This window comes from Nocardia macrotermitis, assembly GCF_009604405.1.
In the GTDB taxonomy this organism is placed as follows: domain Bacteria; phylum Actinomycetota; class Actinomycetes; order Mycobacteriales; family Mycobacteriaceae; genus Nocardia; species Nocardia macrotermitis.
On sequence record NZ_WEGK01000012.1, the window covers coordinates 83,043 to 96,288 of the forward strand.

General features: G+C 66.8%; 14 protein-coding genes and 2 pseudogenes. 4 read left to right on the forward strand and 12 right to left on the reverse strand.

Annotation, left to right across the window (positions count from 1 at the left end; all coding sequences use genetic code 11):
- Positions 1-7: 7 nt before the first annotated feature.
- Positions 8-586 (reverse strand): CGNR zinc finger domain-containing protein, encoded by a 579-nt coding sequence (locus NRB20_RS38420; RefSeq protein WP_319945427.1) that lies wholly within the window; start codon positions 584-586, stop codon positions 8-10.
- Between NRB20_RS38420 and NRB20_RS25545 the strand changes: the two are divergent.
- Positions 548-1,582: pseudogene (locus NRB20_RS25545) on the forward strand (epoxide hydrolase); the annotation flags it as partial. The gene NRB20_RS38420 and the pseudogene NRB20_RS25545 overlap by 39 nt on opposite strands.
- Positions 1,583-1,612: 30 nt before the next feature.
- Here NRB20_RS25545 and NRB20_RS25550 read toward each other — a convergent pair.
- Positions 1,613-2,678 (reverse strand): annotated as a pseudogene (locus NRB20_RS25550) (MFS transporter); the annotation flags it as partial.
- Between the two features lie 89 nt (positions 2,679-2,767).
- Positions 2,768-3,409, reverse strand: a complete 642-nt coding sequence (locus NRB20_RS25560) for a TetR/AcrR family transcriptional regulator (protein WP_319945386.1) — start codon at positions 3,407-3,409, stop codon at positions 2,768-2,770.
- A 157-nt stretch (positions 3,410-3,566) separates the two neighbouring features.
- Between NRB20_RS25560 and NRB20_RS37685 the strand changes: the two genes are divergently transcribed.
- Positions 3,567-3,824, forward strand: a complete 258-nt coding sequence (locus NRB20_RS37685; protein ID WP_194290003.1) for a hypothetical protein — start codon at positions 3,567-3,569, stop codon at positions 3,822-3,824.
- 93 nt (positions 3,825-3,917) lie between these two features.
- Here NRB20_RS37685 and NRB20_RS25570 read toward each other — a convergent pair whose 3' ends face one another.
- From NRB20_RS25570 to NRB20_RS25595, 6 genes are all read right to left on the reverse strand, one after another.
- Complete coding sequence (locus tag NRB20_RS25570; protein ID WP_153413369.1) at positions 3,918-4,622, reverse strand: SDR family NAD(P)-dependent oxidoreductase; 705 nt, start codon at positions 4,620-4,622, stop codon at positions 3,918-3,920.
- A 51-nt stretch (positions 4,623-4,673) separates the two neighbouring features.
- On the reverse strand, positions 4,674-5,477 hold the full coding sequence (locus tag NRB20_RS25575; RefSeq protein WP_153413370.1) for a hypothetical protein: 804 nt from the start codon (positions 5,475-5,477) through the stop codon (positions 4,674-4,676).
- 66 nt (positions 5,478-5,543) lie between these two features.
- Entirely contained in the window at positions 5,544-6,554 is a 1,011-nt protein-coding gene (locus NRB20_RS25580) for a MerR family transcriptional regulator (RefSeq protein ID WP_153413372.1), read from the reverse strand.
- A gap of 29 nt (positions 6,555-6,583) precedes the next feature.
- Positions 6,584-7,234: a HEAT repeat domain-containing protein gene (locus NRB20_RS25585; RefSeq protein ID WP_153413708.1), complete on the reverse strand. Its 651-nt coding sequence runs from the start codon at positions 7,232-7,234 to the stop codon at positions 6,584-6,586.
- Positions 7,235-7,290: 56 nt separating this feature from the next.
- On the reverse strand, positions 7,291-7,605 hold the full coding sequence (locus NRB20_RS25590; RefSeq protein ID WP_153413374.1) for a MerR family transcriptional regulator: 315 nt from the start codon (positions 7,603-7,605) through the stop codon (positions 7,291-7,293).
- 100 nt (positions 7,606-7,705) lie between these two features.
- On the reverse strand, positions 7,706-8,869 hold the full coding sequence (locus NRB20_RS25595) for an RNA-guided endonuclease InsQ/TnpB family protein (protein ID WP_153413376.1): 1,164 nt from the start codon (positions 8,867-8,869) through the stop codon (positions 7,706-7,708).
- Between the two features lie 22 nt (positions 8,870-8,891).
- Between NRB20_RS25595 and tnpA the strand changes: the two genes are divergently transcribed.
- Positions 8,892-9,308, forward strand: a complete 417-nt coding sequence (gene tnpA, locus NRB20_RS25600) for an IS200/IS605 family transposase (RefSeq protein WP_153413378.1) — start codon at positions 8,892-8,894, stop codon at positions 9,306-9,308.
- A 101-nt stretch (positions 9,309-9,409) separates the two neighbouring features.
- Here tnpA and NRB20_RS25605 read toward each other — a convergent pair whose 3' ends face one another.
- Positions 9,410-10,861 (reverse strand): glycosyltransferase family 39 protein, encoded by a 1,452-nt coding sequence (locus tag NRB20_RS25605; protein WP_319945387.1) that lies wholly within the window; start codon positions 10,859-10,861, stop codon positions 9,410-9,412.
- A gap of 757 nt (positions 10,862-11,618) precedes the next feature.
- Positions 11,619-11,969, reverse strand: a complete 351-nt coding sequence (locus tag NRB20_RS25610) for a VOC family protein (RefSeq protein WP_153413380.1) — start codon at positions 11,967-11,969, stop codon at positions 11,619-11,621.
- Positions 11,970-12,027: 58 nt separating this feature from the next.
- Between NRB20_RS25610 and NRB20_RS25615 the strand changes: the two genes are divergently transcribed.
- Positions 12,028-12,618: a TetR/AcrR family transcriptional regulator gene (locus NRB20_RS25615; protein WP_319945388.1), complete on the forward strand. Its 591-nt coding sequence runs from the start codon at positions 12,028-12,030 to the stop codon at positions 12,616-12,618.
- A 169-nt stretch (positions 12,619-12,787) separates the two neighbouring features.
- Here the strand turns inward: NRB20_RS25615 and NRB20_RS25620 are convergent, their stop codons facing one another.
- A complete protein-coding gene (locus NRB20_RS25620) occupies positions 12,788-13,195 on the reverse strand; it encodes a VOC family protein (RefSeq protein WP_153413384.1) in 408 nt (135 codons plus the stop codon).
- Between the last annotated feature and the right edge of the window lie 51 nt (positions 13,196-13,246).

A 13,246-nucleotide genomic window follows, 5' to 3' on the forward strand; every position in this document is an offset into this window, starting at 1 on the left:
AGCCGGATCAAACCGTCGGTGCGGCAGTTGCGTTCTTGCGCTGGTTGGCGAGGAAACGCGCCTTCTTCTCGCGATTCCCGCACGTGTTCATCTCACACCATTTCCGGGTGCGGCTCTGGCTGGTGTCGAAGAAGGCGGCGCGGCAGGTCGGCGACGCGCACAGAGCCATCTTCCCGTCGCGCTCACCGGATACGATGCTGATCGCGTCGGCGGCGATCACCCCCAGGGCATCCTCCACCCGTGCGGCCGAACTGAGCCGCCAGTGCCGAGCACCCTCGGGTGTCAGGACCGCGGCGGCCCGACCGTCCACGCTGCGGTCGTTGATGATTCGCACAGCGGATTCGGGGAGAGCGGCGTGCATCGCGGTCGCGGTCGCGGCGGCGTGGATCGCTTCGCGCAGCTCGCGCGCGAGTTCGAGCTGAGCGGCGGTGCAGGAGTCCACGGCCAGGCCGCTCACCGTCAACCAGTCGACAAGCCGCCGCGGTGTGGGGATGCGCTCGACGGGCTCGCCCCGACGTTCGGTCAGCGTCGCGGTGAAGCTGGTGGCCAGTGGGAACAGGGCGTTCCACTCGCGGACCTCATCGATGTCGTGGACTACTGGCGCACCGAATACGACTGGCGATCCTTCGAAGACCGCCTTGCCCGAATCGGCCAGTTCCGTACGCGGATAGACGATCTGGCCATCCACTTCCTGCACCGTAGATCATCACGTGCGGACGCCACCCCGCTGATAATGACGCACGGCTGGCCCGGCAGCATCGCCGAATTCATCGATGTGGTCGACGAACTGGCAGATCCGAAAGACGAAGGCGCACAAGCGTTCCACATCGTGATTCCGTCCCTGCCCGGCTTCGGCTACAGCGACAAACCCGCCACCACCGGCTGGGGAACCGAAAAGATCGCAGCCGCATGGGTACAACTGATGAGCAGGCTCGGCCACGGGAAATTCCTGGCCCACGGCGGCGACTGGGGAGGGGTGATCACCACGATCCTCGGCGGCAGATTCCCGGAACACGTCCTGGGCATCCACACGACCACCGCGCAGGCACCGCCCGGATCGACCACCGCCGCACTGACCGTCGCCGAACGCGCCTGGACCGAGGAAACCCACGACTTCTGGCACCACCGCGCCGCCTACGCCAAACAGCAGGCGACCCGCCCACAGACCATCGGCTACGCACTCGTGGATTCCCCGGTCGGCCTCCTGGCCTGGATTCTCGACAAATTCGCCGAATGGAGCGACACCGAGAACAGTCCGTTCGAAACGATATCCAGAGACAGAATTCTCGACGACGTCACCCTCTACTGGCTGACCCGAACCGGTGCGTCGGCCGCTCGCATCTACTACGAAAGCCACAACTCACTCGACCCCGATCTCCGCGTCGATGTCTCCGCGGCAATCACCACCTATCCCCGCGACATCGAGAAATATCCGCGTCCGTGGGCGCAACGGCGGTTCCGGCGAATCGTCCGCTGGAACACGCCGCAGACCGGCGGGCATTTCCCGTCGCTGGAGGTTCCCGAATACTTCGTCGAGGATCTGCGAGCGGGCCTCACCGCAGTGCTGTGCGCGCACCGATGAACCCGGCATCGCCCGAATTCCGGAGATCCGCTATCCGCCCGGAACCTCGACGGGCTCCCGCGAGTGTGAAGCATCTTGCGCGGCTTGGCCTTCCGCGACATCGTGCGGTGTGAACCGCATCATCAGCACGACCGCGCCCGCGACGACCGCGATGGCGGCGCAGCAGGCGAAGGCCAGCCCGTATCCACTGGCGAGGGCATGGATCTGTGGTTCGGACATGTTCGGCACCGCGGTGGTCGGTCCACCCAGCGACAGGCTGCGCGAACTCGCCACCGCCCCGACCGCAACCAATCCCACTGCGCCACCGAGGTTCTGGGCCACCTGGGCAAGGGCGCTGAGCGGACCGATCTCCATGGCGGCCGCGCCCGCGATCACCGACAGCGTCAGAGGAATGACCGCGAACCCGACACCGAATCCGACCAGGACCACCGCGCCCGCCACACCGGGAAAATAACCGGGCCGCCGCGTCGCGATGGCGGACGCGTAGAGACAGCCCACGAGAATGACCGATCCGCCGGCGATGACCAACCATCGTGGCGCGATGTGCAGGGCGAGTTTCGCGGCGATCGCCGCGGCGAGGCCGAGCCCGACCGCGAACGGCGCCACCGCCAACCCGCTGTGCAGCGGCGAATACCCCAGCACCCCTTGCAGATACAGGGATATGAACACGGCCAGGCACATCACGATCGCACCGGCCAACACGATCGCGACCAGCGCCGTGACCCGCCGGGTATCGGCGAACACGCTGAACGGCAGAATCGGGTTCGCCGCACGATATTCCACGATCACGAACCCGATCAGCAGCACCACCGCGGCGAGCGCGGGAACCACCACCAGCGGGCGTCCCCAGCCGCCGGTGCCCTCGTTCACCGCGAACACCGCCGCGGTGATCCCGAGGGTGGCCAGCACCGCACCCGGTACATCCAAAGCCGAACGCGGGCCACGATATTCACGCAGACACATCCCGCACCCGAGGCAACGCCAACGCGACCACGGTCCCGTCCAACACCACCAGCAACTGCAACCCGCCGAGCACGAAGATCGGCACACCCCACACTCGAGTCTGCGCACCGGCGACCGTCCCCGTCGAAGTCATGTTCAGCGACGCTACCGGCCCACCTCCGGCCGTGGCACGCCCACCTCGCCCCGCACCCACCCGCGCACAGCGGGGGATCGGCCGACCCCTCAACCGGCCAACAGCGACCGGATGGCGTGCGGGACAACGGTGTCGATGTAGGAACCGTGCAGGGTGCCGTCGGTCTCGAAGGTGATGAACCCGTGCAGCGCAGCCCATATCGCGACCGCGGTCCGGTTGGCATCCTCGATCCGATACTCAGGCCCGTGCGCGCGGTTGACGACATCGACCAGCGCGGCCGCCGGGTCGCCATCGCGCGGAGCGCCGTGCGGCACGTAGGAGACGCCGCCACCGAAGATGGATGCGTACCGGTGCCGATTGGCCAACGCCCAGCGTCGGTACTCCGCGGCGATTGCCAGTAGGTCTTCGACGGGATCGCGGGTGGCGGGCACCGCACCCAGCACCTCGCCGAGTTCCACGCAGGCCCGGGTCCGGACCGCGGCGATCAAGTTCTCTCGACTGCCGAAGAGTGTGTAGATCGAGGTCGTCGAAGCCTCGGCTCCGGTCGCGATTTCCCGCACGGACAGGCGATCGCACGGGCGGTCCCGCATCAGAAGCAGCGCGGTATCGATAAGGCGTTCGGGTGTCGCCTTCGGACTGCTCCGACTCGGCCTGCTCTCGCCTCGGGCCCACCTGGTCGGCCAGGCCGAAGCGGTCAACGCGTTCGAACCCGCAGATCTCGGCAGCGACACCGCGACCAGCTACTGCGCGAAAGACGCACACCGCATCCCCGTCGAGGACAGCGCCGCGAACTTCTCCTTCAATCCCGCGGCCAGCCTCCAATTTCAGAACTCGATCGCGCGCTCGCCCTCGATCGCGCGGCAACTGGCCCGCTCGCGGGTCCCGGCCATGCTCGTGATCGCCGAGTGCTCGCATCAGCTGAGGCAGTGGGCCACAGCCGTTCTCGCCGCCGACCCTGCCATCACGCGCACTCAATACCTGAGCGGTGTCGGTCACCGTATCTGGAACGGCCTGGACGACAACAACGATCGTGCGGCGAGCGTCATCACGGCGTTCCTCGGCAACGAGCCCGCACCGCTGTGCGACTATCCGAGGGCGAAAGACATCCCCACGTTTCTGAGTGGGCACGAACAGTCGGCGTCATGATGACTGAATCACTTGCACGACAACACCTTCAGACGATCCTGCGTCGAGTCGACGCCAGTGCAGGCGGCCGACCAGCGCCGCCTCGGCCCCGGCTCACCACGCCACGGTGTGCCCGAGATAGTCCAGGAATTGCAGTCCGCCGTGGCCGCGCTGGGCGTCGAGGGTGGTGACCAGATTCGGGATGCTCTCGTCGATGGTCAGGCGGGCGCCGGGGCCGCCGAGTTCGGTCTGCACCCAGCCCGGGGCCATCAGCAGCAGCGTGCGCGGGTCGTCGCGGTGGCGGGCGGCGAAGCTGCGCATCAGCTGGTTCAGGGCGGATTTGCTGGCTCGGTAGATTTCGAAACCGCCACGTTCGTTGTTCGCGACACTGCCCTGACCCGAGGACATGATCGCCAGGGTGCCGTCCGACGGCACCAGGTCGCCGAGGGTTTCCAGCACGCGCATCGGGCTCAGCGCGTTGGTCACCATCAGGCGGGTGAACTCCTCGGTCGTAACATCCGCGGTGGTCTCCTCGGGTCCGTTGGTGACGCCCGCGTTGACGAACAGCAGATCGAAGTCGCGCTGCCTCAACCGTTTTCGCAACGCTTCGACCTGTTCGGGAACCGTGATGTCCAGTTCCTCGATCTCGAGCCGCCCATCCGCGCCGTCCAGCAGTTCGTGCAACGGTGTGCGATCCGGGCCGCGCACGGTCGCCACCACGCGCGACCCCCGGGCGAGGTACTGCGCCGCGATCGCGAGGCCCAACCCCCGCGAGGCGCCGATGAGCAGGACGGTCGAATTCGGCGAGATGTCGGTCAACGCTGCCTCCAGGGGCGGTGGGTACTGGTTACGAGTGACAGTCGATCATGGTCAGCTCCTCCTCGCCGGGGACACGGTCGAGCAACTCCCAGAAAGCGGCCGCCCAGCGCGGCGAGATCGGGCCCACACGTCGTCGCCGTGGTCGTCGCGGGAGTGCCAGGTCTCGTCCAGCACCAGAACTTCACACACCCCGGCCGAGCGGACCCGTTGCTCGACGTACGCGGCCCTCGGGTCGGGAGCGTCCAGGCAGAACACCTTCTGGACATCGAGCATCGCGACGTCGAACGGCGCGGCCGCGGCCACCCAGGGGATGGCGGTGTAGTCCTCGCGCAATGCGGCATTCCAGCTCGGGTTGCCCGTGCGCTGGGTCAGCCATTCGGACCAGGGCAGGGGCCGCTCCAATCCGCTTACCGCCGTGGTGAATTCGGCGAAGACCGTCTCGGCCTGTTCCCGGGCGTTCCGCCGCATCCCGTCGAAATCGATATCGCGTTTGGGTGCGCAGTTCACCCACTTGCCGTCGTGGCGCAGCAGCGCGTCGGCGAAACGGCCGCCCTCGGTGTAGTAGTCGAACCGGGCGTCGGGATTGGTCTCCTGCTCGATGATGTACTCCTCGGGCCCGACCTGCTCGACGTCCGACCCGAGCCAGTAGGTGAGCACCTCGGCCACGTCGTCGGGATCGTCGACCTCGTCCGAGGGGGTCTGCTCGAGATCGGCGAGGGCGCGTTCGTACTCGGTGCGCCAGGATTTCAGCGGCCAGCGATCCGGTTCGTCGGGCAGATCGAGCAAAGGATTCGGGGCGAAGGAATCGAGCTGATCTTCGACGTTGCCGACGACCAGAACGGGAAAATGAGCCATGGCGCGCAACGATACTCGCGCCCGGAGAGCCGCAAGCTCACGCCTTCCACTGGTACGCAAGGGGTTTCAGTGTGCCTCACGTCGTCGGCGCGTGCGGATGACGGAGGCTGCGGTACCGGCGACGGTGCGATCGCGATCGTCGGTCAGCTCGTACAGGGTCGCGCGGGCCGCAGTGCCGGGAATTTCGGCCAGCGCCTGCGTGATTCGCAGACGCGTCGCGGGGTCGGCGGTGTGATCGAGTGCGTGTCGCATCTGTTCCACGAGAGCGTCGGTGGTGGCCGTGGTGTCGGCCAGCACCCCGAGGATCTCGGCGGCCTCGATGTCGGAATGGCCCGCGATGATCATCTCCAGCAGGACCGGAGCAGCCTCGCTCACCCGCCGGGAGCCCAAGGCCAAGGCGGCGGGTTCGCGGACCGTCGGGTCGATGTCGGTGAGGGCGCGGCGCAGCAGATCGGTCGCCTCGGCGGTGGGGACGGCGGCGATCGCCAGCACCGCGCGTCGACGTGAAAGTGACTGCGGCGCATCGAGTCCCGAAGCCAACTCGGTCAATCCGCCTCCCGCGGCACGGGCCAGCGACCAACGCAACGCCCCCGCGACATTCGGATCCTCCTCCGACAGCGCCGCTTCCGCGACCGCGGCCACCGGCAGTGTCGCGGCCGGATGCTGGGACAGCACCGCCTGCTGACGACGATCCCCGGACTCCGATTCCAACCCGCGCAGCAGCGCGACGATCTTCGTCACCTCACCCCACTGCGTCGGGGCCGCGGCATCGATACGTTCGAGATTGCGCAGCAACTCCTGTTCGGCGGCGATCCGGGCCCGGGTGTGCTCGATCAGCTCCCCGACCAGGGCGGTCGGGGCGAAATCAGGATCGTCCAGCGCGCGTTTGGCATCGTGCAGCGACAGGCCCAGCGTTCTGAGGCATTCGACGTGGAAGAGGCGACGGATGTCCTGCGCGGCGTATTCGCGGTAACCGCCGACAGTGCGACCGGTCGGGCTCACCAGACCCAGCGTGTCGTAGTGCCGCAGCATCCGGGTGCTGACGCCCGAACGTCGCGACACCTCACCGATCAACATCCCATCGCCTCCTCTCGTGTGCCGAAAACCTATGTGCCCGAACCGGTTACCGAAACCCGCTGGGCCAGCTCGAGGTCGGCCTCGAAACCGCTGTCGGGGTCGCCGCGCAACCGCTCGGTGGTCTGCGCGTGCGCGCGGACCCGTGGATCGGGGTGGTTCGCCGCCGCGTCCAGCGCCGGTGTCGCGGCCTCACCCAGCGCGGCCAGCGCACGACTCAGACCCAACCGCACCGGCTGATCGCCCCGGCCCAGCGCCGCCGTCAGGTCCGCGGCCAGCGCGCTTTCGGCACCGGCCGGCACGAGGACCACCGCGGCCCGCCACGCACTGAGCGCGACGTCGTCGTGTACATCGTGCAGCAGGTCCGACACCGCGGGCCAGGCGTCGCGATCCCCGATCTTGGACAGGGTGTGCAGGGCCTGACTGCGCGCCTGAGCGGTTTCCGATGCGAGCTCGGCGATCAGCCTCGGCACCGTCACCCCGGCGGGCAACCGGCACAACGCCCAGGTCAGCATGTCCCGGACGAAGAAATCCGGTTCCGCGGCACACCGCTCGATCAGGATCTCCACCAGCCGCGAATCACCCAGCGTTCCCGCCGACAACGCCGCACGCAGCCGCACCGAGGATTCGGCGTGGGCGAGGGCGGCGACGAGGCGAGCATCGGGCTCGCCGTGGATCGTCATGTTCACGACAACCACCTCCTTCGCCGACCATTGGAGTCCTTGTCACAGTGTGAGGGTCAAGGCTTCGGGCAGATGCGTCGCCCGGACGATCTGGACGCCCTGGGAGTGTGCCCGGCGGCCGGATATCCGACCTCCTCGCTCGATTCGCCGACGGTCAGCGGCTGACCTTGTGGCACAGGTGATTTCGTGCCGGACAGAGCTTGCAGGGCCGAGGCGACCTGGCTGCGGGTCGTGCGCTCCTCGATCATTGCGACATGGGCGGCATCGATGAGCCGATACGCGGCGTCGGTGCGGCCCTCGTTGATCGCGCACATGATCTCGCTCGCACGCTGATGCCCGTGACCGCGCCGCAGCGCCAGGAACGCACGCAACGCCTCGCCTGCGCGTGCACGGGGGTTTGACGTCCTCGCCGCCCTGAAGGACGGCGACTCCTACCAGCGCCTTTCGGCGCTCTCGGTGGGTTACTGCTTCTCAGCCAAGTGCCGGAACGAGTTCCGGGCCTACCTCGGCTCCACAGTCGTTTGACCTGTCCGCCCGTCCGGCGGCCAGAATGTTGATCGCCGCGTTCAGATCGCGGTCGTGGGTGGCACCGCACGTGCACGTCCATTCCCGGACGTGCAACGGTTTCTTGTCCCCGATCGCCCCGCATGCCGAGCACATCCGCGTTGACGGAAAGAACCGGTCGACCTTGCCGAAGGTGCGGCCGTACCGCCGCGCTTTGTCCTCCAGCATGTGGGTGAACATACCCCAGCCCGCATCGCGCACCGACTTCGCCAATCTCGTGCGCGCGAGACCTTTCACGCTCAAGTCCTCGACGTAGATCGCTTGATTCTCGCGAACTATCGCCGTGGAATGCTTGTGCGCCCAGTCCTTGCGGGCATCGGCCACCTTCGCGTGTGCCCTGGCGACCCCGAGCCGAGCCCTGGCCCGATTCTTGGAGCCTTTCTCCTTGCGGGACAACGCTTTCTGCGCCTTGCGGAGCTTGCGTTCAGCCTGCCGCAGGAACCTCGGTGAGGCGATCGTCTTACCGTTCGACAGGACCGCGAACGTCGTGAGCCCCAGGTCGATACCCACCTCGCAATCCGAGGGCGGCAACGGGTCGTCCTCGGTCCGCACCACGAACGACGCGAAATACCGGCCTGCCGCGTCCTTGACGATCGTCACCGACGACGGTTCTGACGGCAACTCCCGAGACCAGCGCACCGGGATATCCCCGATCTTCGGCAACCGCAGCTTCCCGCCGGAGGTCACCGCGAACCGCGCGTTCTTGGTGAACCGGATCGCCTGCCGGTTGTCCTTGCGAGAACGCAAACGCGGCGCCGCGACCTTCGCACCCTTACGTTTCCCGGTGATCGACGAGAAGAAGTTGCGGTAGGCGGTGTTCAGATCCGCCAAAGCCTGTTGCAGAACAACGCTGGACACCTCCGCCAACCACGCCCGCCCCGGGGACTTCTTCGCCTCGGTCAGGCGTGTGGACAGTTCCGAATCCGGCAAGTACGACGACCGGTTCCGATGCGCTTCCCGCCGCGCGGCGAGCGCGTCGTTGTACACCACCCGCGCGCACCCGAACGCCCGCGCCAGCGAAACCTGCTGGCCCGGCGTCGGGTAGACGCGGAAGTTGTACCGGAGTTGCATACTCCCATACTACCATTGGTTTATGGTCGATAATGAGTCGATACGTACTGGCAGGCGTTGTGTTTTCGTGTTGCATGCTCACTTGGTTTTTGTCACCAAGTATCGGCATCGGGTGTTCAGCGACCAGCACCTGACCCGGATGGAACAGATCATGCGAGACGTGTGCGCCGACTTCGAATGCGAACTGATCGAGTTCCACGGCGACACCAACCACGTGCACCTGCTGGTGAACTTCCCCCCGAAAGTCGCCCTGTCCAAACTAGTGAACTCCCTCAAGGGCGTCTCGTCGCGGCGCCTGCGCCAAGAGTTCCCCGACCTCGTCAAACATTACTGGCGCGCACAACGCCTGTGGTCTGGATCATACTTCGCCGGATCGGTCGGCGGAGCACCGATCTCGACACTCCAGCAGTACATCGAACAACAGGAACATCCGGTCTAGAGCACGCTCGGGCCTCGGCGGCCCTCCCGCGCCCGCCTTCACCGCCGGGCAGAAGCCCGACGCACTAGCGGACATCCTGGTAGCCGAGGCTCTGGGCGGGATCAGCTGACGCCCAGGTGCCGCAGCCGCGGCCACAACCGCGCCCACGATTCGTGACGGCCCGTGCACCACCACACCTTCTGACTCGAATCGTCCCCGATCACCGTGCGGCACCGGTCGAAATGCCCACGCAGTTCATCGATCTCCGAACCGACGTACAGCACGCTGCGCGCGGACTCCGGCGGGGCGGGGAAATATCCGTACGCGCGGTTACTGCTGTAGGCGGGGGGAGTTCCAGCGGGGGAGTAGACGTCGATGTACGCGGCGACGATGTACGACTCGCCCATGATGATCGTCTCGCGCCGATCCCGCTCCGGCAGCTCACGGTAGGAGGTGCTGGCTCGCTGCGAAATCGTCTGTGCCGCACCGGCATCGGCCGCGGAAGTGGAGACCACCACGATCCCCACGGCCGCGGCCGCACTCAGCGCGTACGCGGGCCACGCTACCCAACTCCAGCGGCCACCGGCCGTACGGCGCTGCTGCAATCCCACCGCGCCCGCCGCGCACAGCGGACCGTAGATGCCGTCCAGATAGTATGGCCGCCCGACCGTGACCACGAAGAATACGAACAGCACGATCGCACTCACCCCCACGAACCGGTACGCACGCAACACCGGGTCCCGCAGCAACCGCCACACCCCGTACAGCGACAACACCGTTGCCGCGATACCGCCGACGGTGAGCAGCGACAATGTCACGCCGAGACGTCCGCCGTAGAGAGCCTCGGCCTCCGAGGCGACCACCGCACCCATCCGCAACTGCGGCCAGCCATTGAACGCCTGCCACAGCAGGGTCGGCGCGAAGATCAACGCTCCGACGCCCACCCCGACCCACAACAGCGGCCGCCGCGACAACTCACGCGGCCCGAACACTCCCGCCGCGACCAACAGCACCGCGCACAACAGCAACACCTGGAACTTCGTCTCCGCCGCGATCCCCGCGACCACCCCGATCGCGAGCAGCAACCGATCCCGGCGCACCCGAACCCACCGCATCAGCAACCAGATCACCGTCAGCCACTGCACGGGCTCGAGCGTGTACGGCGTGAGCCAGTGCCCGACCAGATTCGCCCACAGCGCGGTCGCCTGCGCACCGGCGGTGAGCACCTGCGCCCGCCGATCCCCGCCCAACTCCCGCGCGATCAACGCCGCCACCACAACCGCCCCCGCGGTCGCCAGCACCGCCGGAATCCGCAGCAGCACAAACGATCCCGGACCCAACCAATCCAGCACCCCCGCCACCGCCGGAACCAACGGCGGCTGATCGGCCGACCCCCACGCCAGATGATGCCGCCCGATCGCCACCATGTACGCCTCGTCGAACCAATACCCCCCACCGACACCGCACACCAGATGAACCACCCCCACCACCCCCGCAATCGCCCCCACCACCCATCCGGCGAACGCGGGCACCGCCGGGTCACGAGTCGTCTCGGACCGCATCGTGAGCTGCACTGCTGAACCTCCCTGACCGAAACTCGCCGTACTCCGATCCACCAGCCGCACACACCACGCCGCGACCGGCACCATTCCCACCACCGCGCGGTGAACACCCACCGGCCCTTCGGCTCGCGCCGCGACCTACACCGCTGGTCGTCCTCAACAGCAACCTGCCCAACCTGATCCTGCGCCGACCGAGCACCGAACACATCACCCGCCACGTGCACTCTCACCGCGACCGAAGGACCACATCCGCCCACACACCTCATCCCCGGGGATGAGGGTTCCCGCAACTCCGTCCCGATGCGACAGCCCAGACCAGTGCGACAGCCAGACCAGTGGAACAGCCAGGCCGGGGACAGTCGGGCCAGTGGAACAGCCAGGCCGGTAGCACAATCGGACGGGAGGGAGGGTCGGGCCGGAGGCGAACAGGGAGTGCGGGTTGCGACACAATTCGGTACTCCGTCGAACCACGATTTCGCGAATGCGCTGCGCCGAAACGAGTTCGGGTCCGAGCGCCCGTTCCCAACCCGATTCGGCAGTGCGGCGACCTCCGATTTCGCGAATATGTTGTGCCGGAGCGACACTTCCAACCCGGTTCAGGACTCCAGCACGCTACGGTTCACGACGGGTTTACGCTGGGACGAGTTCGCGTCCGATCGACGGTCTCCGACCCGACTCGGGATTCTCGCTCGCGAATATGTTGTGCTGGAACGAGTTCGGGCCGGCAACCACCGTTCCCGACCCGCTTCGCGACTCCAGCGTGCGGCTGCTATTTCGACGCGGCCTGCCATAGCGCCAGAGTCGCGCCGCCGGGCTCGTCGATCACGACCACCGACCCCGGTGGCAGGTCGATGCGGGGCCTGACGATTCGTGCGCCGAGCGCGACCGCCTGCTGGGCAGCGGCATCCACATCGGGCACCGGCACGTACGGAATCCATTGCGCGCGCCGCGAATCGTCGGCCGCGAGCGGGGTGAATCCACCCCAGAGGTCGTCGCCCGCGCCGAACATCGGGCCTGCGGGGGAATCGGTGATCTGCCAGCCGAGCAGCTCGGAATAGAAGCGGCGCGACGCGTCGAGGTCGGTGGTCCGGACATCGTGAAAAACAAAAAGGTGGGACATGCGTCCTAACTTTAGGTCGAATGTCCCAAGTTTGGCAATGGGTGGGTACATTGGGGCTGTGACAACGACGAGACCGGTGATCGCGGCCAACCGGCGCGGTAAGCGTGAGCAGATCATCGACGCCGCGAAACAGGTTCTGGCACGCGATGGTTTGGCCGCGTGCACAGCGCGTTCGGTCGCGGAGGCGAGCCCGCTCACCAAGAGTGCGGTGCATTACTACTTCGACGACATCCACGAGCTCATCGATCTCGCCATGCGTGAACATGTCGCCGCGATGGCGATGGCGCTGCGCGGAGCCGCCGGCGCCGAAACCGATCCGGCCGAGAAGGTCTGGGCAGTGGTCGACGCCTATTTGAGGATGTTCGCCGAACAGCCGAATGCGGCCTTCCTGTGGTTCGAGTACTGGATCGACACCGGTCGCCGAAACTCGTCCGAAGCCGTCGGCGCAACCCTCGGCGATATGCACGTGCTGCTGCACGAGGTCCTCGCCGAGCTCCCCGTAGCGGATGCCGCCGCGACCGCTCACACGGTCCTGTCCTGGCTGCTGGGCACCGTCGTGCAACAGCAAGTGCAGCCGAAGACACCAGCCTCGCTACGAGAAGAAGTCACCGTGATCCTCCGCAGCACCACATCGCCGCGCACGAAGTGACGGGCGGATCGGTCCGAGCCTTGAAAGCCCTTGTGTCACTAGCGGCACCACCGACGGGACCAGGAACCGGCTACCTCCATCGTCGACAACGATCCGGCGGCAAGCTTGCGAACCTGTCACCGGAAAGCCGTGGGCCGCACGCGGTATGCCCCGATGCGGCCCACGGCACTCAGGTGAGGCTGGGGTAGCCGGCGTAGCGGGCGGTGAGTGCTTCGAGATGGTGTCCGGCGGGGTCGTCGAAGTACACGCCGCGGCCGCCGTGGTTGGTGTTGATTTCGCCTGGTCTGCGCATCTGGGGGTCGGCCCAGTAGGGGATGCCGCGGGCTCGGATGCGTTCCATGATCTGGTCGAATGTGTCGTCGTTGACCAGGAAGGCGTAGTGCTGGCCGGGGAAGTCGACGGGTGGGTCGGCGAAGTCCAGGACTCGACCGTCGGTCAGGTGGACCGCGACGAAGAAACCTGCTTCTTGCGGTGCGGGAAGTCCGAAGATCTCGGTGAAGAATCGGGCCGACTCGTATTTGTCGTGTGCTGCGATGATCGTGTGATCGAAACGCACATCCACCTCTGGATGTGGCATGTGGGAACTCCTTCCGTCGTGGTTGATGTCCTGCGATCAACACGACGACGG